General features: G+C 35.2%; 26 protein-coding genes and 2 pseudogenes. 8 read left to right on the forward strand and 20 right to left on the reverse strand.

What is annotated here, in order from left to right:
• The 10 genes from hisH to CQA38_RS01340 all read right to left on the reverse strand — a co-directional run bounded on the left by hisH (position 1) and on the right by CQA38_RS01340 (position 11,249).
• A complete protein-coding gene (gene hisH, locus CQA38_RS01295) occupies positions 1-582 on the reverse strand; it encodes an imidazole glycerol phosphate synthase subunit HisH (protein WP_137632199.1) in 582 nt (193 codons plus the stop codon).
• A 102-nt stretch (positions 583-684) separates the two neighbouring features.
• Positions 685-2,418, reverse strand: a complete 1,734-nt coding sequence (locus CQA38_RS01300) for a lactate permease LctP family transporter (protein ID WP_137632200.1) — start codon at positions 2,416-2,418, stop codon at positions 685-687.
• Between the two features lie 340 nt (positions 2,419-2,758).
• On the reverse strand, positions 2,759-3,283 hold the full coding sequence (locus CQA38_RS01305; RefSeq protein ID WP_137632201.1) for a hypothetical protein: 525 nt from the start codon (positions 3,281-3,283) through the stop codon (positions 2,759-2,761).
• Between the two features lie 289 nt (positions 3,284-3,572).
• Positions 3,573-4,637: a bifunctional histidinol-phosphatase/imidazoleglycerol-phosphate dehydratase HisB gene (gene hisB / locus CQA38_RS01310; RefSeq protein ID WP_137632202.1), complete on the reverse strand. Its 1,065-nt coding sequence runs from the start codon at positions 4,635-4,637 to the stop codon at positions 3,573-3,575.
• Positions 4,634-5,920 carry a histidinol dehydrogenase gene (hisD, locus tag CQA38_RS01315; protein WP_137632305.1) on the reverse strand — a complete coding sequence of 429 codons (1,287 nt, stop codon included), beginning with the start codon at positions 5,918-5,920 and terminating at the stop codon, positions 4,634-4,636. Before hisD ends, hisB begins: the two co-directional genes overlap by 4 nt.
• A gap of 11 nt (positions 5,921-5,931) precedes the next feature.
• The gene (hisG, locus tag CQA38_RS01320; protein ID WP_137632203.1) at positions 5,932-6,831 is read right to left on the reverse strand and encodes an ATP phosphoribosyltransferase; all 900 of its coding nucleotides are present in this window, start codon (positions 6,829-6,831) and stop codon (positions 5,932-5,934) included.
• Between the two features lie 104 nt (positions 6,832-6,935).
• Entirely contained in the window at positions 6,936-7,739 is an 804-nt protein-coding gene (locus tag CQA38_RS01325; RefSeq protein WP_137632204.1) for a metal ABC transporter permease, read from the reverse strand.
• Positions 7,732-8,487, reverse strand: a complete 756-nt coding sequence (locus tag CQA38_RS01330; protein WP_137632205.1) for an ABC transporter ATP-binding protein — start codon at positions 8,485-8,487, stop codon at positions 7,732-7,734. The genes CQA38_RS01325 and CQA38_RS01330 overlap by 8 nt, the downstream gene beginning before the upstream one ends.
• Entirely contained in the window at positions 8,487-9,845 is a 1,359-nt protein-coding gene (locus CQA38_RS01335) for a DUF1007 family protein (protein ID WP_137632206.1), read from the reverse strand. The genes CQA38_RS01330 and CQA38_RS01335 overlap by 1 nt, the downstream gene beginning before the upstream one ends.
• A 9-nt stretch (positions 9,846-9,854) precedes the next feature.
• Complete coding sequence (locus CQA38_RS01340) at positions 9,855-11,249, reverse strand: ZinT/AdcA family metal-binding protein (protein WP_137632207.1); 1,395 nt, start codon at positions 11,247-11,249, stop codon at positions 9,855-9,857.
• A gap of 193 nt (positions 11,250-11,442) precedes the next feature.
• On the opposite strand from CQA38_RS01340, the gene CQA38_RS01345 reads away from it, so the two are divergent.
• Positions 11,443-11,793 (forward strand): transcriptional repressor, encoded by a 351-nt coding sequence (locus tag CQA38_RS01345; protein WP_137632208.1) that lies wholly within the window; start codon positions 11,443-11,445, stop codon positions 11,791-11,793.
• Here the strand turns inward: CQA38_RS01345 and CQA38_RS01350 are convergent, their stop codons facing one another.
• Together CQA38_RS01350 and CQA38_RS01355 are read right to left on the reverse strand one after the other, a co-directional pair.
• Positions 11,794-12,051 carry a ribbon-helix-helix domain-containing protein gene (locus tag CQA38_RS01350; protein ID WP_137632209.1) on the reverse strand — a complete coding sequence of 86 codons (258 nt, stop codon included), beginning with the start codon at positions 12,049-12,051 and terminating at the stop codon, positions 11,794-11,796.
• Positions 12,052-12,060: 9 nt separating this feature from the next.
• Positions 12,061-12,660, reverse strand: coding sequence for a bacteriohemerythrin (locus tag CQA38_RS01355; RefSeq protein WP_137632210.1), 600 nt, complete (start codon positions 12,658-12,660; stop codon positions 12,061-12,063).
• 122 nt (positions 12,661-12,782) lie between these two features.
• Here CQA38_RS01355 and CQA38_RS01360 point away from each other — a divergent pair, with 122 nt between their 5' ends.
• Positions 12,783-13,454 (forward strand): response regulator transcription factor, encoded by a 672-nt coding sequence (locus CQA38_RS01360; RefSeq protein ID WP_137632211.1) that lies wholly within the window; start codon positions 12,783-12,785, stop codon positions 13,452-13,454.
• Positions 13,441-14,661 carry a HAMP domain-containing sensor histidine kinase gene (locus tag CQA38_RS01365; protein WP_137632212.1) on the forward strand — a complete coding sequence of 407 codons (1,221 nt, stop codon included), beginning with the start codon at positions 13,441-13,443 and terminating at the stop codon, positions 14,659-14,661. The genes CQA38_RS01360 and CQA38_RS01365 overlap by 14 nt, the downstream gene beginning before the upstream one ends.
• A gap of 37 nt (positions 14,662-14,698) precedes the next feature.
• Here CQA38_RS01365 and CQA38_RS01370 read toward each other — a convergent pair whose 3' ends face one another.
• From CQA38_RS01370 to gap, 7 genes are read right to left on the reverse strand one after another with little or no spacing between them, the layout of a single operon-like run.
• Positions 14,699-14,908, reverse strand: coding sequence for a hypothetical protein (locus CQA38_RS01370; RefSeq protein ID WP_137632213.1), 210 nt, complete (start codon positions 14,906-14,908; stop codon positions 14,699-14,701).
• 7 nt (positions 14,909-14,915) lie between these two features.
• On the reverse strand, positions 14,916-15,593 hold the full coding sequence (locus CQA38_RS01375) for a polyphenol oxidase family protein (protein ID WP_137632214.1): 678 nt from the start codon (positions 15,591-15,593) through the stop codon (positions 14,916-14,918).
• Positions 15,557-16,183 carry a riboflavin synthase gene (gene ribE / locus CQA38_RS01380; RefSeq protein WP_137632215.1) on the reverse strand — a complete coding sequence of 209 codons (627 nt, stop codon included), beginning with the start codon at positions 16,181-16,183 and terminating at the stop codon, positions 15,557-15,559. The genes CQA38_RS01375 and ribE overlap by 37 nt, the downstream gene beginning before the upstream one ends.
• 5 nt (positions 16,184-16,188) lie before the next feature.
• Complete coding sequence (gene fabI / locus CQA38_RS01385; protein ID WP_137632216.1) at positions 16,189-17,010, reverse strand: enoyl-ACP reductase FabI; 822 nt, start codon at positions 17,008-17,010, stop codon at positions 16,189-16,191.
• 3 nt (positions 17,011-17,013) lie between these two features.
• Positions 17,014-17,691 carry a triose-phosphate isomerase gene (locus tag CQA38_RS01390; protein ID WP_137632217.1) on the reverse strand — a complete coding sequence of 226 codons (678 nt, stop codon included), beginning with the start codon at positions 17,689-17,691 and terminating at the stop codon, positions 17,014-17,016.
• Positions 17,688-18,899: a phosphoglycerate kinase gene (locus CQA38_RS01395; protein ID WP_137632218.1), complete on the reverse strand. Its 1,212-nt coding sequence runs from the start codon at positions 18,897-18,899 to the stop codon at positions 17,688-17,690. Before CQA38_RS01395 ends, CQA38_RS01390 begins: the two co-directional genes overlap by 4 nt.
• Positions 18,900-18,901: 2 nt before the next feature.
• On the reverse strand, positions 18,902-19,897 hold the full coding sequence (gene gap, locus CQA38_RS01400) for a type I glyceraldehyde-3-phosphate dehydrogenase (protein WP_137632219.1): 996 nt from the start codon (positions 19,895-19,897) through the stop codon (positions 18,902-18,904).
• 59 nt (positions 19,898-19,956) lie between these two features.
• Between gap and nadD the strand changes: the two are divergent.
• Both nadD and rsfS read left to right on the forward strand, forming a co-directional pair.
• Positions 19,957-20,487: pseudogene (gene nadD / locus CQA38_RS09345) on the forward strand (nicotinate (nicotinamide) nucleotide adenylyltransferase); the annotation flags it as partial.
• Between the two features lie 27 nt (positions 20,488-20,514).
• Positions 20,515-20,841 (forward strand): ribosome silencing factor, encoded by a 327-nt coding sequence (gene rsfS, locus CQA38_RS09350; RefSeq protein WP_260604831.1) that lies wholly within the window; start codon positions 20,515-20,517, stop codon positions 20,839-20,841.
• Positions 20,842-21,082: 241 nt separating this feature from the next.
• Here the strand turns inward: rsfS and CQA38_RS01410 are convergent.
• Positions 21,083-22,363 (reverse strand): annotated as a pseudogene (locus CQA38_RS01410) (apolipoprotein N-acyltransferase); the annotation flags it as partial.
• Here CQA38_RS01410 and yajC point away from each other — a divergent pair.
• The 3 genes from yajC to secF are packed head-to-tail and all read left to right on the forward strand — an operon-like array spanning position 22,336 to position 25,155.
• Positions 22,336-22,608, forward strand: coding sequence for a preprotein translocase subunit YajC (gene yajC / locus CQA38_RS01415; RefSeq protein ID WP_137632222.1), 273 nt, complete (start codon positions 22,336-22,338; stop codon positions 22,606-22,608). The pseudogene CQA38_RS01410 and the gene yajC sit on opposite strands and share 28 nt — an antisense overlap.
• A complete protein-coding gene (gene secD / locus CQA38_RS01420) occupies positions 22,601-24,184 on the forward strand; it encodes a protein translocase subunit SecD (RefSeq protein ID WP_137632223.1) in 1,584 nt (527 codons plus the stop codon). Before yajC ends, secD begins: the two co-directional genes overlap by 8 nt.
• Positions 24,184-25,155: a protein translocase subunit SecF gene (secF, locus tag CQA38_RS01425; RefSeq protein ID WP_137632224.1), complete on the forward strand. Its 972-nt coding sequence runs from the start codon at positions 24,184-24,186 to the stop codon at positions 25,153-25,155. Before secD ends, secF begins: the two co-directional genes overlap by 1 nt.
• Positions 25,156-25,168 lie beyond the last annotated feature (13 nt).

Consider the following 25,168-nt stretch of genomic DNA (forward strand, 5'->3'; position numbering starts at 1 on the left):
TTATAAAGTGATAAAATTGCGTAGCAAAAGCTCTCCAGCTTCTCCGCTTCGCTCTGGGTGAAACTGCACGCCATAAAAATTATCCTTTGCTACAGCTGCACTAAAGCTTTGAGAGTATTCACAAACTGCGATCGTCTCAGTTTCTATAGCCACACAATAACTATGCACAAAATAAAAAAATGCCCCATTTAATCCCTTAAAAAGAGTGTGCTTGCTTTTTACATCATTCCAGCCCATATGCGGCAAAGTAAAATTAGTGCTAGGTTTAAATTTTTCAGTTTTAAAAGGCATAATACCTAGAGTATGTTGATGAAGCTCCTCGCTAAAATCCCCAAGGATTTGCATACCTAAGCAAATGCCTAAAAGTGGCTTTTTAGTGGTTTGTAAAAATTCTATAAGCTTAAATTGATGTAAATGAAGCATAGCACTTTGCGCTGTTCCAACGCCGGGTAAAAAGAGTTTATCGGCTTTTTCAAGCTCTTTTATATCTTTTGAGATCACACAAGTAAAGCCAAGTCTATGAAGCGCAAATTCCAAAGAAGCTAAATTCGCACAAGCTGTATCAATGATGGCTAGTTTCATTTTCTGCCTTGAGTTGTATTTGAAAACAAAATTATAGCTGAAAAACACTATAATTTTGTTTATTTTAACCCTTGCTTTAAATTTTGTGTATTTTTCAAGTCTTTAAGGCACTATCCAAGGAAAAAATGAAGCTGTCATAAAGCAGACTACGCCACTTCCAAGTGCTAAGATAAGAGAATATTTAAGTGTAAGCCTAAGCACTTGTGCTTCTTTGCCCATGAGTCCCACCACAGAAGCAGCTACAGCTATGCTTTGTAAAGAGATCATTTTTCCCGCCGCACCGCCAACGGCATTTGCTGAGAGTAAAAGCACTTCATTGATACCAAGTTGCGAGGCGGTGAGTTGTTGCAAGGAGCCAAAAAGCACATTTGAGCTTGTAACGCTTCCTGTAAGCACTACCCCAAGCCAGCCAACGATAGGGGAGAAAAAGACAAAGCTTTCGCCTGTTTTTGAAAGAGCAAGGGCTAAAGTTGCTGAAATTCCGCTGTAATTAGAAAGATAAGCAAAAGCAAGCACAAGGCAGATCGTAACGATAGCAAGATACATTTCCTTACAAGTTTCACTAAAAGCACTTATGGCTGTGCGTATTTTGATTTTTAAGATGACTATAGTGCAAAGCGCAGCAAGAAAAATCGCCGTTCCAACGCTGTTGATAAGTGGGATTTCAAAGAGTGACTTTACAGCTTTTGTTTCTTTGACTATGGGAGCGATTTGCTGAATTTCGCTGAGTTCTTTAAAATTAAAGCTTAAGGTTAAAAAATTTAGCGCTCCACCATTTGCAAAAAGTGCGTTAAAGTTGTCTTGAGTCCAAATGATGATGATAAAGATTAAAATCGCAAAAGGTGTGCCACTCAGTAAAGTTTGCTTAACGTTGATAGTTTGAGGTTTTGAGGCGTTTAATGCTTCTTTTTGCACCTTAGAATCAAGTGAGTTTTGTGCGATTTGAGAATTTTGTGCTGTGATGTTTTGATCCTCGCTTAGCATGATATTTTTTGGTTTCCACAGCTTTAAAAAAGAGCCAAGCGCTGCTATAGAGATAACTCCGGCGGTAATGTCTGGAAGTTGTGGTCCTAAAAAAGAAGCTGTGATGATCTTTGTTAAGATAAAGCTAAAACCTGCTACAAAGCAAGCTGGCAAGGTTTCTTTTACCCCTTTAAATCCGCTAAGTAAAAACACGAGCAAGAAAGGAATGCAAAATGAAAAAGGTGCAAGCATTATAGCTGACATTGTTGAGATTTTTATCGCATCAACTTGGACTAAATTTGCAAGGGCTGTTATAGGGATACCTACAGCGCCAAAGGTTGCAGGTGGGAGGTTTGCTATAAGACAAAGCGCAGCTGCTTGAATGGGCTTTATACCCATACCTACAAGTAAAGCCGCAGTGATCGCCACTGGTCCGCCAAAGCCTATGGTTCCTTCTAAAAAAGCTCCAAAACAAAAGGCGATTAAAATCACTTGCAAACGCATATCAGGAGTGATTTTGACTATAGACTCTCGCAAGATATCAAAATAGCCTGATTTTACTGAAAGTTTGTATAAAAAAATCGCCGCGATAATGATCCAACCTATAGGATATAGCCCAAAAAGCACCCCATAAACAAGACTATAAAATACCTTTAAAATCGGCATATCATAAGCAAAAATTGCTACCAAGCTTACCAACACTACAGATAAAAAAGCTGCTGTGTAGCCTTTAAGCTTAAAAACGATGAGACATACAAAGAAAAACACTATAGGCAAAGCCGAAACTACCGCACTTAAGAAGATATTATTAAAAGGATCGTAGTTTTGCTGCCAGACATTTTCACTTAGTCTAATGAGAGCATTTGTATCCATAAAAAATCCTTCATTTTAAAGAAATGATTTTTTAACTCTTTAAAAGAAAAGATAAAAATTTATGCTTTAAAGAGTTAAAATAACGGCGTTGATTATACAGATAGAATTTGAAAATAATCTTAAGCGGAGTAAGTTTCTTTTGTTTTAAAAAGCTTATTATTTTAATATTTTTTAAATAAAATACCAACTTAAAAGACTTTTAAATTTAAGTATAAAAAGGAATTAAAGTAGTTTTAATAATTTTTTAGTTTTGTTAGAAAATATAATTAAAATTAAACTTAAAGTGAGAAATTTTTTAAGAAATTTTAAACAAATTAGGTTTAAATTATATTTTTTTAGTTTAAACATGATTCATCAATGCCTTTGAAAACATTGTTAAAATTTTTTTGCCTGGAATATTTGATAATGAAACAAATCTATTTATCATTGTTGTTGGGATAAAAGAATTCTTATATAAATTACACTCAAGTTGGAATAATACTTCTAAAATCTCTTTTAAACATAAAAAGTCATCAAATGAAGGATTTTTGATATAGTCTTCATATTTTACGCGGATTCCAAAAGGCAGAGCTACATCTAAGACAAAAGATATATTTTTATCTTTTTTTGCAAACATTTTTATTCCAAAATATGTATCTTTTCCATATATATTTGTATTGTCAGCTATAAAATGCTTAATATAATCTTGGTTTGGTAAAACAATCGTTTGCGACGGAATAATATTAATTACATTCCTTAAATGCCAAGTAAAAGTTCCATTTTTTTCTAATCCAATGAAATTAAAGTAGCTAGTATTATCTTTTATTGATTCCTCATAGCAATATTGCAAAAATGGGCGAATAGTGTTATAAGAAAAACTTTTCACAGCATTAAAAAGAGCTAATGAGCCGTCTTTGATAAAAAGCCATTTTGATAATCTATTTCGTATAAGTATCCAACAAAATTTTGCTCTTGTGCAATCAGATTAAAGAAGTCAAGATTTACTGATTTGTTCATTTATGTATACCTCTTTATATAGATTGAATTATACTCTATTTTTTTAAAGTATTGCATAAGCTTTTTTTGCTTGTAAAAGTAGATGTTTAGTAAATTATTAAGAATTTTCCATATATGTGTTTTTTTGTAAAAAATTATTTTGACTTTCTTTAAGCAACTCACAACACACCCTTTGAGCTAGCAAGGCTTTCATTTTCTATTTTTATCGCCATTTTCAAAGCTTTTGCAAAGGCTTTGAAAAGTCCTTCGGCTTTGTGGTGATCGTTTTTTCCTTTTACTTTAAGGTGTAAGCTTATGCCAAGTGCGTAGCTTAGGGAGTAGAAAAAATGCTCTATCATTTCAGTGCTAAGCTCGCCTAGCTTTTTTTTCTTAAATTTAGCCTTATAGACTAAAACAGGGCGATTTGAAAAGTCTAACACACAACGTGCTAAACTTTCATCCATTGGTAAACAAAAACCATATCTTGCTATGCCTATCTTATCGCCTATGGCTTTTTTAAGGGCTTCTCCAAGGGCTAGAGCCACATCTTCAACGCTGTGATGTTCATCTATTTCTAAGTCACCTTTGCAATGAATTTCAAGGGCTATGCCAGCATGCACTGCTATTTGATCAAGCATATGATCAAAAAAGCCTATTCCTGTTTGAATTTGACTTTTGCCCCCATTTAAGCATACTTTGACGCTGATTTGTGTTTCTTTAGTATTTCTTTGAACAAAGGCTGTTCTAAAAGAGCTTAAAATGGTATTGCAAATGTCTTCCCAAGTGTTCTTTTTTGGCTCATAAAGTAAGCCTTGTATGCCTAAGTTTTGAGCTAAAATCATATCAGTTTTTCTATCACCTATGACAAAACTTTGATTTTTATCATAAAGCTGGTGGGTGATATAGTCCTTTAAAAGAGCGGTTTTTGGCTTTCTACATGCACAATTTTCATGTTCAAAATGCGGACAAATGAAAATGTCCTCAAACTCAATCCCGCAAGATTTTAAAATATCCAGCATTTTATTTTGTGCTAGCTCAAAGTCTTTTTGGGGAAAAGAGCTTGTGCCAAGTCCGTCTTGATTGCTTACAAGCACGAATTTAAAATTAAAATTCTTAAGCTTAAGCAAGGCAGGGATAGCACCTTTTTCAAAGCGAAGTTTTTCAAGGCTATCAACTTGCAAATCACTTTTTGGCTCTTCAATGATAGTGCCATCTCTATCGATAAATAAGACTTTTGCACTCATGATAAAGTCTTTAGCCTTAAACTTACAGCATTTTTATGTGCGTCTAAATGCTCAGCCTCAGCCATGATCTCAACGCTTTTTGCAAGCTTTTTAAAGCCCTCGTAGCTTAATTCTTGAACAGTCATTTTTTTACTAAAGTCGCTTAAATTCAAGCTTGAATGTGTTCTTGTTAGCCCATAAGTTGGCAAAACATGATTTGTCCCACTTGCATAATCGCCCATTGATTCAGGAGAAAAGGCGCCTAAAAAGACTGAGCCAGCATTTTGCACCTTATCAAGCAAGCTTCTTGGAGCTTGAGTTTGGATTATTAAATGCTCTGGAGCATAAGCATTTGAAATTTCTACTGCTTCATTTAAATCGCTAGCTATGATGATTTTTGAATGGCTTAGACTCTTTGAAGCAAGCTCTTTTCGCGCTAAGTTTTCAAGCTGAAAAGTAAGCTCTTTGTTTACTTTTTGAGCAAAACTTTCACTTAAGCACACTAAAATCACTTGAGAATCCGCCCCATGCTCAGCCTGAGAAAGCAAATCACTAGCCACAAACTCAGCATTTGCAGCCTCATCAGCGATGACTAAAACCTCACTTGGTCCAGCTTGCATGTCTATATCAGCCCCATTTATATCAGCACTTACTTGAGCTTTAGCCTCAGTTACAAAGGCATTTCCTGGTCCATAAATTTTATCTACTTTAGTTACACTTTGCGTGCCATAAGCTAGCGCGGCTATGGCTCCAGCTCCGCCCATTTGATATACTTCATCTACCTCACAAAGCTTGGCACAAAAAAGCACAGCATCATTAATCTTAGCTGGACTTGCTAAAACCACTTTTTTACAACCTGCGATTTTTGCTGGAATAGCCAGCATTAAAGCTGTTGAAAAAAGTGGAGCCAAGCCTCCTGGTATATAAAGTCCAACTTTTTCTATAGCACGACTTACTAGCTCACATTTTACGCCCTTAGTCGTTTGAATTTCTAGGGGCTTAAAAATTTGAGCTTCGTGGAATTTTTTGATATTTTCATAAGCTGTGATAATGGCTTTTTTTAGGCTTTCATCAACTCTTTGACAAGCTAAGTTAATCTCATCATACGTAAGTTTTATGCTTGAAATTTCAGCCTTATCAAAACGCAAAGCTTGAGCTATCAAAGCTTCATCGCCTTTAGTTTTAACCTCATCAATAATGCCTTTTACTAAGCTTGAAAGCTCATCTTTACGCTCTATAGCTGGACGTTTAAGGGCTTTTTTTTGTTCTTCTTGAGTAAGTGTGTTAAAATGTAAAATTTGCATATTTTCTTCTTTCATTTAAGCATTTTTTCTATAGGCAAAACTAAAATCGAGCTTGCACCTTCCGTTTTAAGCCTTTCCATAGTTTCCCAAAAGAGATTTTCTTGACTTACCATGTGTAAAGCCACCTTTTTTTCATCATGAGCCAAAGGCAAGATGGTTGGATTTTCAATGCCCGGAAGCAAAGAGATGATGCGTTCAAGCTTATCTTTTGGAGCATGAAGCATGATGTATTTGCTTTCTCTAGCTTGCAATACACCTTGAATTCGTAGTAAAAGCTTATCCACTAGGGCTTGATTTTTCTCACTTAAGCTTTCCTTTTTCTGGATCAAACACGCTTTTGAAGTGTAGATTACCTCAACTTCTTTAAGTCCATTAGCCTGTAAAGTCGCCCCGCTTGAGACTAGATCACAAATTGCGTCTGCTAAATTTGCCCTTGGGGCTACTTCAACTGAGCCTGTGAGCGTGCAGTGCTTATAGTTTATGCCTTTTTCATACATAAAACGTTTTAAAAGCTGAGGATATGAACTTGCTATCCTTAAGCTTTCAAAGCTTTTTAAGCCTTTATATTCGCTATCTTGAGGCAAGGCTAAAGATAAACGACAATGCCCAAAATCAAGCTTTTTAAGCAAGGTGTATTCACAGCTTTCTTTAGCTAAAGCTCGCTCTAAGGCGTTTTCTTCAAGCACATTTTCCCCTATTATGCCAAGATCAACCACTCCATCAAAAATAAGTCCTGGTATATCATCATCTCTAACGCGTAAAATGTCAAGCTCTAAATTTGTCGCAAAAGCGATGAGGCTTTGTTCGTGGATATGAGCTTTAACACCGATGAGCTCTAAAAGCTCAAAGCAGTTTTTGCTTAAGCGACCTGATTTTTGAATCGCAATTTTTAAACGAGAATTTTCTTGCATAGCTTTTTAACCTTAGTTTTTAAAAGCCTTATTTTATCATAAAATCTAACAAACTGCCTGAATTTTGTGTTGAAAAAGAAGTAAATTTTTGATATTTTGCTCGTTTAGCTTTTTCTTCTTTTTACTGCAAACACAAGCACAAAGGCTAGACAGGCTATCATGATGATACTTGCACTGCTGCTAAGATTAAACACAAAACTTAAAACAAGCCCTAAAAAGCAAAAAATAAAGCTTAAAAGCGAAGCTAAAGCCATCATTTTTAAAAGTTTTTGAGTAAAATATTCAGCGATAAAACAAGGAATGCTAAGCAAAGCAATGATTAAAATCAATCCCACACAACGCATACAAATGACTATACAAAAAGCGATCATACAAATGAGTAAATAATAAAAAAAGCTTGTATTTACACCGCGAAGCAAGGCAAATTCTTGATCAAAACTTATGGCGACAAATTGACGATAAAAAGCAAGTACAAACACTATAAAAAGACAATTAGCACCAAACATAAGCCATAAATCAGCACTTGAAATGGCTAAAATCGAGCCAAATAAATACGCCATTAAATCACTCTTATATCCAGCACTTAAATCAATCAAAATCAAGCCCAAAGCCATTCCAAATGCCCAAATAACAGCGATGAAATTATCACTTCTATGAGGAAAACGTTTGGATAAAAAAGCGACGATTAAGGCTAAAAAAAGCGTAAAAACTGAGGTGCATAAAAGCAAGGGCAAAGAAAAATAAAACGCCAAACCTATGCCCCCAAATGCTCCATGAGTAATGCCTCCAGCCATTGAAAAAAGGCGATTTATCATCACTAAAGAGCCAATTATCCCACAGGCTAAACTGATAAGAACAGAGGCTAAAAGAGCATTTTGGAAAAAAGAAAATTCAAACATATCAAACATTTTCGCTCCTTTTATGCGTATGCTCGCAACTTAAACATTCATCAAAGCTCATTTCTACCGCACAAAAATGCTGGTGGCTTTTAAGATGAGTAAGCAGCTTTGCTTTATGTTTATCATTATCATGCAAGATAAGTTCTTTGTTAAGATAAGCGATTTTATTTGCAAAGGCTAGCACTATATTAATATCATGGCAAATGCTGATAATGCCTATGCCTTGCTCGTGCAAAGAACTTAAAAGCTCAAAGATATTTAAAGCACTTTTGCTATCAAGGCTAGCACTTGGTTCATCAAGGATTAAAAGCTTGCATGAACTTATCAAAGCCCTTGCGATATAAGCTCTTTGTCTTTGTCCTCCGCTTAAATCTTTGATATTTTTATATGCAAACTCTTTTAAACCAACTTTTTCAAGGGCTTCTAGGGCTTTGGCTCTATCTTTTTTGCTATAAAAACCAAAGATTTTTTCATTGATGCGTCCCATTAATACAAGCTCAAGTGTATTTATGCTGAAATTTTCATTCACGAGCGTGTTTTGAGGCACATAGCCAATCTCACTTGTTTTTACAGCCTTAAATTCAAAATTAGTGCAGGGTAAAAGTCCTAAGATAAGCTTTATAAGCGTTGATTTACCGCCTCCATTTGGTCCAATGATAGCCAAAAAGTCCTTTGTATCATAGCTTAAATTGATATCTTTAAGCACCATTTCTTTATCATAAGCATAATTTAGCTTTGAAAGTTCAAAAAGTTTCATTAAAATACTCCAGATTTTGCGTTAAAAAAGATAAAAAAGCCAAGCAAGATCATAACGATCAAAGCAAGGTATTCAAGGCTTTTTCTTAGAGTCTCATGGCTTGTTTTTTGATGAATTTTATGAGCAAAAGCTGCGGCAAAAAACACAACCAAAGCCATGCCAAGTGCGATAAAAACAGCACTTATAAGGGCATAAAAAAAGCTAAATTCAAAGCCTAATACAAAAACAAGCACCATAGTAGGACAAGGCAAAATAGAAGCAGCCAAAATGACGCTAAAATCGCTTAATTTAGCATTTGAATGCGTGCAAGTTGCACAAGAGCAGTGTTTTTCATGCTTTGAATGAAGGATTTTTTTACTCAGTAAAACTAAGGCTATAAAAATGATTAACACACTTGAAAATTGCGTGATGATAAAGCTAGCCTCACTTGCAAAACGCGTAACAAAGGTTTTGAGTATAAAAAGCCCTATGCTTACGAGCAAAAAAGCACTGATGATATGAATGAGTGCTACTTTTAAAGCAAAGCTTAATGCTTTAAGATATGAGCTTTTATGGCTTAAAAAATACGAACTCGCCAAAAGTTTAGAATGCCCTGGAGCAGCTGCGTGAAACACGCCATAACCAAATGAAAGCAGGATAAAAATGAGCACACTAGTTATACTTTGCTGTTCTTTAATGCCTTCTTTGATGAAGTTTAAAAGCGTAAAATTTAAATCCCTAGCCTTTTGTAATAAGCTGTCTAAAAAGCCTTTTTCATCACTTAAATTGAGTGTTTTTTGATGATTTTGTGTTTTGGCATTTAAAAAAGTAAGTTCAAAAAAGATCACATTAGTGTTTTCATTGGCTTGCAAGATGAGATTTTCATCAAATTTTATGGGCGAAAAGGGTAAAAAAGCAAGATCAAAAAAACCTTCTTTATCTTCAGTATGCAAAGAAAAAACACTCAAAGGCTCAAGTTTGAGCTTAAAATCAAGCTCATATGTATATATGAGCTCATCATTTTCTTCACTAAAGCCTAAGGACTTAGCTTGAAAGGGTAATTCTTTTTTTGCATTATTTTCATAGGTGTTAATATGCGTTAAAAAATGACGCGGCTTAAGATAATCAAGCATTGCTGCTTCGATGATTTCAAGCTCTTTTTTGTCAAATTTTTCATTATAATTCATATCATAGCTTTGTAAAAGCACGGTTTTAAATTCCTTGCTAAAACTCCACACAAGTTTTGCTCCTTTTAGCGTGCTATTTTCATGTATAAACTCAATGCTAATGTGTGTTTTAGGCGTATAAGCAGCACATAAAGCACAAGCTAAAAGCTCACTTGAAAAAAATAAAATGCAAAATAAAAGAATTTTTTTCATCAATACTTCTTACTTAATGCCACCAAGTTTTTGAGCTGAGTTTAAAAGCTCATTTTCCCAGTCTCTTGAGAGGTGATCGATCTCTGCTATATCAGCACCGCATTCTTTAGCTAAAAGCCTTGCTACGTTTTGAGCAAAACCCTTTTGCACGAAGATAGTTTGTATCTTTTCTTTTTTAGCAAGTTCTATTAAGGCTTTTAAGTCTTTAAGTTTTGGCTCTTTGCCTTCAATTTCAACTGGCACTTGCACGAGATCATACCTTGCTGCAAAATACGCCCAGCTTGGATGATAGACTATAAATTTCTTGCCTTTTTTATCCTTTAAAAGGCTTTTTATCTTGCTATCTAAGGCGTCAAGTTCTTTTTCAAAATGAGCTAGATTTTTTTCATAAAGGGCTTTGTTGCGCGGATACTCTTTACTTAAAGCTTGCGCTATGGTGCGCGCTTGTGTTTTTACTAAAAGCGGATCAAGCCAGATATGTGGATCATTTCCTAGCTCGATATGAGCGATTTGATCTTCTATGATTTGTTCTTTAGAAAGCAAACTTGAGTAAAAAGTAGGCCAGTTATGCATTTCCTTGTTAAGTGCTTCAAAGCTTAAATCACCCATAAAGATATGAAAATGATTGCTTTTTGTTGGATTGATTTGATGATCACTAAATTGCACGAATTTAGGGGCTTTGCTTGTTGTATCAGTATTTTCAAACTGATAACGCACGCCTTTCTTGCCACTTTCATAAGTAAAAATTACAAAGCCCTTATACGCATAAGTACCTTTTAAAACTTCATTTTTCTTATAAAAGGTTATGGTGTTTTGAGCGATGATGATCTTATCAATATCGCTTTTATAGCCTTCTTTATAATAAGCTTTAATCTCATCTTTACTTTGCTTGTTGTTTAGTGCTTTAAGATAAAACACCTCATCTAAACTATCATCAAGCAAGAGCGGATACACTGAGTAAAACTCGCCTTGATAATCATTCATGCTCCTATCTTTTACCTCACTATCTTTAAACACTGCTGGAGCGTGCTTGTGCTCAAAATGCGTTTCATGCTCGCTTTCTTGATGATGAGCATGCTCAAAAGTGGTGTAAAGTGGCTTTATATCTTTTCTAGTGTCTATGATCTTAAGATTTTTAAAAGTGTCTTTAAATTTATATATCATAGGCTTTTCAAACTCAAGTCCTATGGTAAAATAAATATCGCTTTGCTCAAGCTTTTGCATGGTTGAGGGTTTAAAGTCAAAATTATGCTCGTCTGTATTTGGCGGTATGACTTCATTGATTTCTACGCTATCTCCTGCTATTTTTTGCACGAAATAGCTTTGTGGTGGTATGCTAACGCTAATAATTGGCTTTGCAAAAAGAGGCAAAGCAAAGATGAGGCTTGTGAGAATTTTTTTCATTGAAATTTCCTTTTTTTGAATACTTTTTGCAAAAAGTTGAGCGAATTATAACAAATGCAACTTAGTTGCAACTTAAAAAATAAGTTGTTTTTAAAAATTAAAGTTGCAAAATAAAATTTGATTTGCAAAAAAGCAAATTTTAGCTAAAAATTTGCTAAAATATATACAAAAATTAATAAAAGAAAGCAAAATAATGAACGCAGTCGAACTTCTTAGAGAACAAGGGATCGCTCTTACTGATTTAAGACTTGAAATGCTTGAAATTTTAGCCAATGCCAATGAGCCTTTGAGTTTTGATGACTTTCATTTAGAGGCGAACAAAACCACATTTTACCGCAATATTCAGCTTTTTGAAGAAAAGGGTATAGTGAGTAAAAGTACGCTTGAAAGAAAGAGTTTTTACGAGCTTGCTTTGGGTGCAAAAGCTCATTTTGTCTGTGATGTGTGTCATAAAATCACGGATTTTCAAATGCCAAAAATCAAAGGTAAAGTTAAAAGCGTGATCGCCAAAGGAGTGTGCGATCAGTGCGATGAAGAGGCTTGATTATTTTTGTAGTTTTTTTACTGCTTTATCGATTTTCTTACTTGCCTTGTTGTAGTTTCCATCTTTTAGTTCTTCTAAAGCATCAATGGCAAATGAAAAATCTTCTCCATCATTATCATAGTTTTCAAGATAAGCTTCAAGAGCTTCTACGATAAGTTTTGACTTGGGATTTTGCGTTTTTTTGCTAAGATCATCAAGTCTTTGTTTTAATTTTGCTGGTAGTCTAAAATAACACGCTTTAACTTCTTTTTTTTTCATTGTTTTCCTTTAAGTGGTTTTGTAAAATTTGATTGCTTGTTTGCAGGTTTTGCAGTTGAATTTCTTTTTATTTTTTTGGATTTTTTGATGAATGCTAAAAGGCACATCGTGAATTTTTCCTTCACAAGCACAGGTATAAAAATAACTATGCACTTGTGTATCGCTATCATCCTCATCATTTGCTTCAAAGCTAACATCACTGCCATCTTCTGAAGAAAGAAGGGATTTTCTGTATTCGGCGACTTTCATATCTTCAAACAAAATATGCTCTAAAAGCCATTTTTTAGCTGCTACATAGAGTTTTTCTTTTAAATCATTTGTGCTACGAATATCTTTGATGAGATCAATCATCATTTGAATGATATCTTTGTGAATTTTTTTATGAGGTTCAAGGTCTGGAAAACCTATAGTTTGCATGTATTTTTCTTCATCGTGAAAATGTTCTTTCATATAGTTAAAAAAGCCAGCTAGTAAGTCTTTCACCTCTGCTTTGCTTACAGGTCTATCTGAGATTCGCTCAACTTCAGCTGCAAGCTCGAAAAGCTTTTTGTGCTGCTCATCGACTTTAGCGTTATATACGCTGTAAGAATTATCCCACCTTGGGAGCATAATATTGTCCTTAAAGTATGAATTTTTCCTTTCATTATAGCACAAAATAGCATAAAAATTAATTTTTATGCGATAAAATATAATAAAAATTTAATGTTTTAAAAATAAACAAAGGTAAAGAAATGGCAGCGAAGATTCTTTTACTTGAAGATGATATTAATCTGAGTGAGCTTGTTGAGGAATTTCTTATTGATGAGGGGTATGAAGTAAGCTTGGTAAATGATGCTGAAGCGGCTTTAAATCTTGCCTATGAAAAACATTTTGATCTGTGGATTTTAGATGTTAAAGTGCCTTTGGGCGATGGTTTTTCTTTGCTTAAAGAACTCAGACAAGCAGGCAAAAACACGCCAGCCATTTTTCTTACTTCTTTAAATACGGCTAGTGATTTAAAAGAAGGCTTTGATGCAGGTTGTGATGATTATATTAAAAAGCCTTTTGAGCTTGTTGAACTTGCTTTACGTGTTGAAAGTATATTAAAACGTTCTTTTGCTCATAAAAATGAAAATTATGAGGATTTGGGTGATAATTACAAATTCTCTCTTTCTTCTCAAATTTTATACAAAGATGATAAAGCCCTTACTCTACCAAGTAAGGAAATCAAGCTTTTGTCTTTGCTTTTAAAGCACAAAAATCGCTTTGTGAGTGTGGAGCAGATTTTTGAAGAGCTTTGGGATTATGATGAAGAGCCAAGCGAGCTGAGTTTAAGAGCTTATGTGAAAAATTTAAGAAAAATTCTTGGTAAGGATTCTATCATCAACCAACGCGGCAGAGGATATTGCTATGACAGAGGCTAAATGGGTAATTAGATCAATTCTTAGCCTTTATCTTGTAACAACAGGCATTTTCTTGCTTATCTTTTTTGTTTTGTGGTATCAAAAGCTTTATGAAGAACTTGTTAATGTAAAAACTTCAGGCTTAAAAGATGCTCACAGAACTATAGTTTTAAGCGTGATAAACTCCAAATACACCCCAATTACTCAAGCATGCAAAGATATAAGCAGTGTTTCAAGTCTTAAATTTGCTATACTTGATGAAAAGCAAATTCTTTGCTCAAGTTTGGATTTTACGCCAAAAGATCTTAATGTAAGCGTTCGCACAAGAGGAATTTATAAAAACAAAGCCTTTTATATAGCCGCTATGGATTCAACGAGTTATTATCTTCAAAAAGGCGATGATAGAAAAGAAGATTTTGAGCGAGAGAGCATACAAGATGGGGCTTTGAGGACTTTTATCGTGGGTGAGGATGTGGGGGAGGATTTGGTGCTTATTAGATCAAAAGTTCTTGCAGGTGCTTTGTTTTCTTTTTTACTTATCGCTTTAGTTTCTTATTTTTTGGTAAAAATTGCTATAAAACCGCTTGAAAATAAGATTAAAACCTTAAACAGCTTTATTAAAGACTTTACGCATGAGATTAATACACCTTTAAGCGTGATTTTACTTAGTATCGAAAGGCTTGAACAGCAAAAAAATGTCCTTGATGAGGTTAAGTTTAAACGTATGAAACTTGCTGCAAAAACCTTAAGCCAGACGTATTCGGATTTGATTTTTTATACTTTTCCAGATACGATTTCAAATGAAGAAGAAAAGATTGATATGAAAGAGCTTGTAAGTGAAAGGCTTGAGTATTTTAAGCTCTTTTTTGAGCAAAAAAAGTTGGATTTAAGTGTAGATCTTGAAGCAAACAACTTTTTAGTGGCGAGTAAAAGCAAGATCAATAAAATGTTTGATAATCTTTTAAACAATGCTATTAAATACAATAAAAAAGGCGGCTTTATACAAGTAAAACTCAAAGACAATACCCTTTCAATCAAAGATAGTGGGTGTGGGATTGATGAAGAGAATGTGAAAAAGATTTTTGATCGTTATGCTCGTTTTAACAAAGATCAAGGCGGTTTTGGCATAGGCTTAAGCCTTGTGCAAGATATTTGCAAGGAGTATAAAATCACCATAAAATGCAATTCAAAGCTGCGCGAGGGCACGGAATTTGTGCTGAGCTGGTGAGCTTTGTTTTCTTGCGTAAAATTGTCTTGAGCTAAGTTTATTTGTTACTGAGTAAAGCTTTGTTTTTGCTTTCTATGAGCTCATTTAAAAAAGAAGCGATTTGCTCTTTTTGCTCTATGTTTAAAGTTGCTAACTCAGTCTTGATTAAATCACTGACAAGTTGTTCATTTGAAAGCTCAAAGTCTGAAAACTCCCTTGCTTTTTGAATGATCTTAAGCACCCTTAAGTTTTTATTTTGCATATACATTTTTTACTCACTTAAGATAAATTACGCTTACAAAACGTTGCTCGCTCTTATCGCGTCGGTAAGAAAAAAAGCGTTTGTCTTCAAAGCTACAAATTTCACTATCATAAATATGAGCGATATGAAGTTTTTTGGCTTGGGCTTTAACTAAGGCTTTTAAATCAAGCTTATTTTCATCTACAAAGTCTTTGAAATGAGCCTTAGCATCGGCTAAAACCTCGCCATTTATTTCATAGTTTTGCTTGCAAATTGATGCACCGATAAAAAGGTGCATTTGCGCTAAATCTAAATTTGCGTCAAAGCTTGCTCTCATCTTTTGTATGGCTTCATTTAAGATATTTGAAAAACAGCCCTTTCGTCCAGAATGTAAAGCACCTATATAGCCTTTTTCATGCCATAAAAGCAAAGGCAAACAATCCGCACTTAAAACGCAAAGGGCGATATTTTTTTTATCTGTGATTAAACCATCGCAAGTATAAATACTTTTATTTTCATCAAAAAGTTCAACCTTGTTTGAATGCACTTGTTCCATAAAAACACATTTTTTTATAGTTGGTGCGTGATGTGCGAAAATATTTTTATTTAAAATTTGAGCTCTAAAACCCATAAAATCAGCATTATAAGCCATAAAAGCCCCAGCTTTTTCATTATCTAGTAAAGAAAAGAAATCCGATCTATGTGTTCCCAAGAAAGTTCCTTTTGATCTGTTTTTGCATTTTTACACTCAAGCCATCTTAAAGCATAACGAGCGAGCAAATCACTTTCTATATTGATCTTGCGTCCTATTTTATAGCTGTGAAATAAAGTTTCTTTAAAGCTTATAGGGATAATGGTTAAGCGTATGGAATTTGTAAAAACTTCATTGATGGTAAGACTTACGCCATCAACGCCTATGCTGCCTTTTTCGCTCATTAAGGGCATGGCTTTGGTTGGAAGTTTAAGATAAAAATCCACTCCATTTTCGATTTTTTCGATTTTTTCTAAGGTGGCGATAAAATCGATATGCCCTTGCATTAAGTGTCCATCTATCCTATCGCTAAGCCTTAGAGCTGGTTCTATATGCACTTTGTCTTTGTAGTTTTCAAGGGCAAGGTGGCTTCTACTTTCCTTTGAAAGCTCGACATCAAAGCCATCTTGTGCTAGTTTAATGACGCTTAAACATGCTCCATTTACAGCTATACTATCGCCAAGTTCGGGTTTATAAGAGGCTTTAAGGCTTAAGATATTGTTCTTATAAGCTTTAACCTCAGCAATTTCTCTTATAAGCCCATTAAACATTGTTATTATTTTTCCTTATCCCAGCAAAGTATGGTTTTGCCTTCTTCATCTTCGCACACATCGCCCATTCCCATGATATTATAGCCCGCATCAACATAGTGAATTTCCCCACTTACCCCGCTTGCTAAATCACTAAGCAAATACATAGCTGAATTTCCCACCTCTTCAGTGCTTACATTTTTCTTTAATGGAGCGTTGATTTCATTGTATTTTAAGATCATTCTAAAATCGCCTATCCCGCTTGCTGCAAGGGTTTTAATAGGTCCTGCTGAGATAGCATTTACCCTTATGCCCCTTACACCTAAATCCCTTGCAAGATAACGCACAGAGCTTTCAAGAGCAGCCTTAGCTACACCCATGACATTATAATGTGGCACATATTTTACCCCACCAAGATAGCTAAGAGTTAGCACTGAAGCATTATCATTTAAGATAGGAAGCACCGCGCGCGTTAAAGCTACTAAAGAGTAAGCTGAAGTGCCAAGAGCTATATTAAAAGCTTCTTTTGTGGTGTTGATAAAAGCGCCTTCTAAAGCCTCTTTTGGAGCATAAGCTACAGCATGCACTACAAAATCCAGCTTACCAAAGTCTTTTTCTACCTTGCTTGCAAGAGCGTTTAAATGCTCCTCGTTATTCACATCAAGTTCATACACAGCCTTTGAGTTAAACTCAGCTGCGATGGGTTCGACACGTTTTTGTAAGGCTTCGTTTAAGTAAGTAAAAGCCAGCTCTGCTCCTTGAGCCGCACACGCTTTAGCTATACCATAAGCGATTGATTTGTTATTGGCTACACCAACTATAAGTCCTTTTTTGCCCTTCATTAACATTGTTTATCCTTTTATAAGAGAGATGAAATTTTCTACTTTTAAGCTTGCTGAGCCTATTAAAACTCCGTTGCAATGCTTTATATCTAAAATAGCTTTGATATTTTCTTCATTGACACTTCCGCCATACAAAAGTTTTGCTTTACTTAAGCCACTTAAAAAAAGTAAAACTTCTTCTATATCTTTAAATTCAGCACTTACCCCTGTGCCTATGGAGTAGATTGGTTCATAAGCGATGATGAGTTTTTTATAATTTAAATCTATATTTTCAAGCTGCTTGTGTAAAAAATCCTTCGTTTTGTCAGCTTTTTTGCATGCTAAATCCTCTCCTATGCAAAAGATGATCGTATAAGCATGCTCTTTTGCAAAGTCAAATTTAGCTTTGATGAGACTTTCATTATCGCCTAAGGTTCTTCGCTCTGAATGTCCTATTAAAACAGAGTTTATGCCAAATTCATCAAGCTGTTCTTTGCCTATCTCGCCGGTAAATGCTCCTTGCACGCAAGGATAAAAGTTCTGTGCTCCTTGAGTAAAATGCTTGATATTTGCATGAAAACACGAGCTTGGCGGAAAGACAAAAATCTCATCTTTTTTATGTATTTTTAAAGCTTCATCAAGCTTTTGAGCATACAAAGCAAAAGAAGCTCTTGAATGATGGCACTTTAAATTCGCCGCATATATCATAATTCGCCTTCTTTAACGCGTAAAGGCTTAACTCCGGGAAGTTCTTTGCCTTCGATAAGTTCAAGGCTTGCTCCTCCACCTGTGGAGATAAAAGTCATCTCATCAGCTTCACCTGATCGCGCCACAACATCAGCTGTATCGCCTCCGCCGATGATAGTAGTAGCGTGGCTATCGCCTATAAAATGTGCCATTTTAAGCGAGCCTTTGGCGAATTTATCAATCTCAAAAACGCCCATAGGTCCATTCCACCATATAGTTTGTGCATCTTCTAAAGCCTCGCGAAAGAGCTTGCCACTGGCTGGTCCTATATCAAGCCCCATAAAACCACTTGGGATTTCTTGAGTTGGCACATAACTCATACTTGCTTCACTCGAACAAAGTTGTGCCACAGCCACATCAACAGGTAAGTAAATTTTAACACCAAGTTCTTTACCTCTTGCTAAGATCGCCTTTGCTTCATCGATAAGTTCTTCTTCTAAGAGTGAATTGCCTATATCAAAATCAAGAGCTTTTAAGAAAGTAAAAGCCATACCTCCGCCGATGATGAGTTTATCGACTTTGTTGATAAGATTTCTTAAGGCTTGAAGCTTGCCACTTACTTTTGAGCCACCTACCACAGCTACAAAAGGGCGGGCTGGGTGTTTTAAGAGGTTGTTTGCAAAATTGATCTCTTTTAAGAGCAAAAAGCCTGCACCCTTATGCTCGTCATCAAAGAAATTTGTAATCGCTTCAACACTGGCATGTGCTCTGTGACACACCCCAAAGGCATCATTGACATACACATCAGCCATGCTGGCTAGCTCTTTGGCTAGATTTTCATCATTTTTAGTTTCACCCTTTTCAAAACGCAAATTTTCAAGCATTAAAATTTCACCAGCTGCTAAATTAGCTGCTTTGCTTTTGGCATCCTCTCCGATAATATCTTTTGCCATGATGACTTCTTTATTTAAAAGCCTACCAAGCCTCTTTGCTACAGGATCAAGCGAATACTTTGTGCTGATTTCTTTTGGACGCCCTAGATGAGAAGCTAAAATCACGCTACAACCATTATCTAAACAATACCTTATCGTAGGGATAGCTGAACGAATGCGTCTATCATCAGTGATATTTAAAAACTCATCTTGAGGGACATTAAAATCGCATCTTATAAACACTCTCTTGCCACTTAAATCAAGTTCTTTAACAGAAATTATATCAGCACTTTGCATTCTTAGCCTTTCATTACCAACACAGCCATATCAAGCAAACGACTTGAATAGCCCCATTCATTATCATACCAAGCTACGATTTTCACAAAATCATCTTGTATGACTTGAGTAAGATCAGCAGCTACTATTGCTCCATAACTTGAGCCTATAAAATCACTTGAAACCCTCTCATCTTCATCAACAGCCAAAAAGCCTTTTAAATTTGAAGTCGCAGCCTTTTTAAAGGCGTTATTTAGCTCTTCTTTGCTTGTTTTTTTAGCTAATTGCGCGGTTAAATCCACACTTGAAACATCAATCACTGGCACACGCATACTTTGTCCGTGCAAACGCCCATCAAGTTCTGGCATAATAAGCTTCATAGCCTTTGCTGCTCCTGTTGAAGTTGGGATAATGTTTTGCGCTGCTGCTCTGCTTCTTCTTTTATCCTTTGTCTTTGCATCGATGATACTTTGTCCGTTTGTATAAGCATGTATGGTTGTCATCAGTCCTTTTTCTATGCCAAATTCATCTTGCAAGACCCTACATACTGGACCTAAGCAGTTAGTGGTGCAGCTTGCATTTGAGATAATCTTTTCGCCTTTATAAAGATGAGAATTTACACCCATTACAAAAGTAGGAGTATCATCTTTTGCAGGGGCTGACATAATCACTTTTTGTATGCCTTGCTCTAAAAAAGCTTGGCATTTTTCTTGAGTTAAATGCGCTCCTGTGCATTCAAGCACGACATCAGCGCCGTATTTTGCAAAGTCAAGTTCTTTGATATCACGACTTTTAAAGACTTTAATTTTTTTGCCATCAATGATAAGCATATCATCTTGGCTTGAAACTTCGCCTTCATAGGTTCTATGCACGCTGTCATATTTAAAAAGGTATTTTGTGATCTCCAAATCAGAAGTATCATTAATCGCTACAAGCTCCACATCATCGCGTTTTAACGCGATACGCGCAACACACCTTCCAATACGCCCAAAGCCATTTATCGCAATTTTAATCGCCATTTAATTTCCTTTTGCAAAATAAAATGCTAGAATTCTACAAAAAAAAGGTTAAAAGTTTAATGAAAATTGCATTTTTTGGCGGAAGTTTTGATCCGCCACACTTAGGACACGATGCTGTGGTAAAAGCAGCTTTAAACACACTTGATATAGATAAGCTTATCATTATGCCAACCTTTATAAACCCCTTTAAACAAGGCTTTGTGGCAAGTAAAGAGCAAAGATTTTTATGGGCGAAAAAACTATGGGGAAACTTAGAAAAGGTTGAAATTTGTGATTTTGAGATCAAGCAAGAAAGACCTGTGCCGAGCATAGAAAGCGTTTTATACCTTCAAAAACGTTTTAAGCCAAGTAAAATTTATCTTATCATAGGGGCTGATCATTTAGCGAGTTTGCACTCTTGGCATGAATTTGATACCTTAAATAAAATGGTTGAATTTGTCGTTGCAAGTAGGCTTAAAATTACCATACCAAAGGAATTTAAAAAGCTTGACATTGATTTTGATATAGCCTCATCATTTATCCGCGATACTTTAGATGTCAGCGAGGTTTGTGAGAGCATAAAAGATGAAGTTAAAGAATATTATGCTAAATTTATAAGTAAAACTCAAAGGATAAAAATGCAAGAAAGAATCAAAGCTATTACGGATATTTTAGATGATAAAAAAGCCGAGCAAATCGAAGTTTTTGATATGCGAGATAAGGATTATTTTGTAAGCTTTGTGGTGCTTGCAAGCACTTTAGGGCAAAGGCATGCCCTTTCACTCATCGATGAGCTTAAAATAAAGCTTAAAGAAAAAGGGGAGCAGTTTTTGGGTATAGAAAGCTCTGAGGATTGGAGTGTGCTTGATTTAGGCGATATACTCATTCATCTTTTAAGCGAGGATTATAGGGCAAAATACAATTTAGAAGAGTTTTTAAAAGAGCTTGGCAAACAAAAAGCTTAAGTTTGATTTTAGGGATCAAAGTTTAAAACGACTTAAGCTCAATGATAAAAATTGATACATCGACTTATTCTTGCGTTTGGCTAAGATTATTATCTTGAGTTAAGTTGTTATCATCAAGCACATTGTCTTTTGCGGGTTCTTTTTTGCTTGAATTTTCATCTTTGGTTGTTTTATTTTTTACTTTTTCTATATTTTTAAACTGATCAAAATACGCAAAAAGCTCATTTTTAAGATAGGCAAAAAGCGATTTTTTTGGTGTGATGATGGTTGTAATTTCTCCATTTGTTGCATGATATACGCTTACGCCGTATTTGCTTGCATAAAATTTGATTAAAAGTCTTTGCAAGCTTGGTTCTATAAAGCCATCAAACCAAGCGTTGTTTGATATGGCGATGATGATCTTACTTTCTTTGTATAAGGCTTCTTTTGTGGCTTCATAACAAATCGCATTTGTGATTTTTTCTCCAAAAAGTTCATAGTGATTAAGCTTTTCGCCTCTTGAAAACTCGCCCATATCTGGCAAAAGATATGTTCGCACAAATTCTTTAAAGATAGGTAATTCTTCGCCAAAAGGTACAAGATAATGCTTGTTAAGGATTTTTACCTCGCCATTTTGAAAAACATAGGTGCTATTATAAAAGCCTTTATTTTCTTCATTAAAGGCTCCTGCAATGATAACAATATCTTTAGATAATTCTTTTAAAAGCTCATAATAAAGCCCTGAAAAAGCCTGCTTAAGCTCAAAAGCAAAAGCACTTTCTGGCAAAACAACGACTTCTTTTTTAGCTTCTATAGCCTGAAATATTTCATTGATGAGTCTTTCTGCTTCATTGGCTTGATTTTCGCTGAGGTATTTTTGATCTTGAGAGATATGTGTTTGTATCAAAGCAATATTTGTATTTAAGCTTTTAAATTCAGTATCCTTATACTGCATACCTATAAAAAATAAAGCTAAAATAATGGCGATTTTGTAATACCTTGAAATGTATCTTTCATAGTAAAAATACGCGATTAAAAACATACAAATTACGCCTTTTGTCGAGCTTTCAAAAAAACCATATACGCTTAAAACGCCCCAATTCAGCCAGTCAAAGCCTAAAGGGTGGATAAAGCTGATTAAAAATACCCCACACAACCTCAAAAAGTCAAATTTAAGTATAAAACAAATTCGAAACAAAATCCCATAAAACAAGCCAATACCAAGAATTTCAAAAGGGATTAAATAACTTAGTCCAAAATAAATAGAAGAAAAAGAAAGCCAAAAAAACCATAAAATTCCAAGAAAAAATCCAGCCCAAAAATAGCCAATTTTATCAGATCGCAAAAGCAAAACAAGTCCATAAATAGCCAAAAATGGAGAAAAAATTTCAAGAGCCAAGCTTTCAAAAAAAGATAAGTAGATTGAATTTGAAAGTAAAATTGCAATAAAAAAGGATTTTATTATTTTTAAAATGCTAGAATTAGGATTTAATTTTTTCACAAAAGGAAAATAATATGGAACAAAACTCTTTGCTAACTTCATTGTTACCTCTACTCGTGCTTTTTGCGATTTTTTATTTTTTGGTTATCCGCCCTCAGCAAAAACAAGCAAAAGCCCATAAACAAATGATTTCAGAGCTTGCTAAAGGCGATAAAATCATCACAAATGGTGGCTTGATCTGCGAAGTGATAAAACCAGAAGATGATTTTATCAAAGTTAAGCTTAATGATGAGAACACTATTGCAAAAATTTCAAAAGAATTTATAGCAAAGAAAATTGATGTCTAATTCAAAAGTCAATTATAAGCTTTTTATTTTTGTAGCAGTATTGCTTTTTGGTATAGCGTTTTCCTTGCCTTCTTTTTTGCAAAGTCAAAAGGGAGCAAAGATCAATTTAGGGCTTGATTTGCAAGGCGGACTTTATTTGCTTTTGGGCGTGGATAGTGAAGAAGCCGTAAAATCAAAGATTAAAAGTATAGCTTCGGCTTTAAGTTATGAGATTAACAAACAAAATATCATTAGTGATGATATAAAAATAAATGATACCAGTATCGAGTTTAAGCTTTATGATGAAGGCGATGTGGCTAAAATTGATGCGATTTTAAAGGATATTGCTGGCTTAAATGTAAGCTTTGCAAATATGCACTACACCTTAAGCTTAAGTGCTGAAGAAATTCAATCAACCCTTGATTATGCTTTGCTTCAAGCAGTTGAAACCATACGAAACCGCCTTGATGAGTTTGGTTTGGCTGAACCAACCGTTGCTAAGCAAGGCGAGGATCAGATTTTAGTTGAACTTGCTGGCATTAAGACAAGCGAGGATGAACAAAGAGCAAAAGAGCGAATCACCACAGCAGCTCATTTACAACTCATGGAAGTAGATGATGCAAGAATGCCCCAAGCTCATCTTTTGAGCGAAAATGAAGCGGCAAGTTATGGTGATATTGTCCTAGCTGATGCTAAAAATGAAAATATTAAATACGCCTTAAAAGCTATCCCTGTGCTTGATGGATCAACCTTAACTGATGCAAGGGTAGGCTTTTCTCAAGATTCAAATGCTCCTATTATTAATTTTACCTTAAATTCACAAGGAGCGAGAATCTTTGCTGATTATACTGAAAAAAGTGTTGGAAAACGTCTTGCTATAGTGCTTGATAATAAAGTGTATTCAGCCCCTGTGATTAATGAGCGTATAGGCGGAGGGAGCGGGCAAATTAGCGGAAATTTCACTCAAGAAGAGGCTAGAGATGTGGCTGTGGCTTTAAGAAGTGGGGCTTTGCTTGCTCCTGTTAAGGTTTTAGAACAAAGAAGTATAGGTCCATCTTTAGGAAGTGATAGCATACAAATGTCAATGATAGCTTTAATCGGTGCAAGTATTGCTATAGTGGTATTTATGATGGCGTATTATGGTATAGCTGGAGTTTTTGCAAATATTGCTTTGATTGCTAATATACTTGTGGTTGTGGCTGTGATGGCGATTTTTGGAGCGACTTTAACCCTGCCTGGTATGGCTGGATTGGTTTTAACTGTGGGTATGGCAGTTGATGCAAATGTGATTATCAATGAACGCATACGAGAGCTTTTGCGTGAGGGAGCAAGTATCAAAAAAAGTGTAGAAGATGGGTATAAACACGCTATGAGTGCGATCATGGACTCAAATATCACTTCTTTAGTTACTTCAATTGCTTTATACGCTTATGGCACTGGTCCGGTTAAAGGCTTTGCTGTAACTACTGGTATAGGTATTTTAGTCAGTATGATTACAGCTATCATTGGCACGCATGGTATGTTTGATTTGTTTATGAAACAAATGGAAAAAAGCAATAATACAAGGCTTTGGTTTGGATATAGGAGAAAAAAATAATGCAGTTTTTTAGCGAAAAGAAAATTTATGATTTTATGCGTATGCGCTTTGGTGCTTATTTTTTATCTGGTTTTTTGGTGCTTGGCTCACTTTGGCTTTTATTTGATAGAGGCTTACAATATGGCATTGATTTTAGTGGGGGCACACTCATACAGCTTAAATACGAACAAAAAGCGCCCATTGCAGATATTAGGGCTAAACTTGAGGCCGGTGGAGATTTTCAAAACCTAAGTGTAACTGAATTTGGCTCTGACGATGAGGTAACTATACGTTTTTTAGGCTCACATGAAGATGTAAAAACTGATTTAAATTCACAAATTACAAACCTTTTAAAAGATACAGGCTCTTTTGAGATCAGACGCGTTGATGTAGTGGGTCCAAAAGTGGGCGATGAGCTGAGAAATAAAGGCATTATGGCAGTAAGCGTGTCCTTGCTTGCGATTTTGATTTATTTAGCTTTTCGTTTTGAATGGCGTTTTGCTATGGCAGCTATCATTACTGAGGTGCATGATGTTATCATCACTTTAGGGGCTATTTCTTTATTTAAGATAGATGTAAACTTAGATACCCTAGCCGCTGTTTTAACCGTGCTTGGATACTCTTTAAATGATACTATTATCATTTTTGATCGTATAAGAGAGGGCATAAAAACAAGCAAGAAAAACGAGCTAGCTCCTATTATCAATGAAAGTGTTTCAGCCACGCTTTCAAGGACTGTGCTTACTTCAGGGCTTACCTTAGCTACAGTTGTGATCTTATACTTTTTTGGTGGTTCTATGATAGAAGGCTTTTCACTTGCACTCATTGTAGGGCTTGTAGCAGGGACTTTAAGCTCCATTTTTGTGGCAAGTCCGGCTTTGCTTTGGTTTAAATTTAGTGTTAATGCGTATAGACAAAAAGAACTAGATAAACTTAAGAAAAAACAAGAAAAAGAAAAAATGCGTGCCATGTATGAAAAAGGCAGTGTTTAAGGAGAGAAAAAAT

The organism is Campylobacter sp. MIT 12-5580 (genome assembly GCF_005406235.1).
Lineage (GTDB): Bacteria > Campylobacterota > Campylobacteria > Campylobacterales > Campylobacteraceae > Campylobacter_D.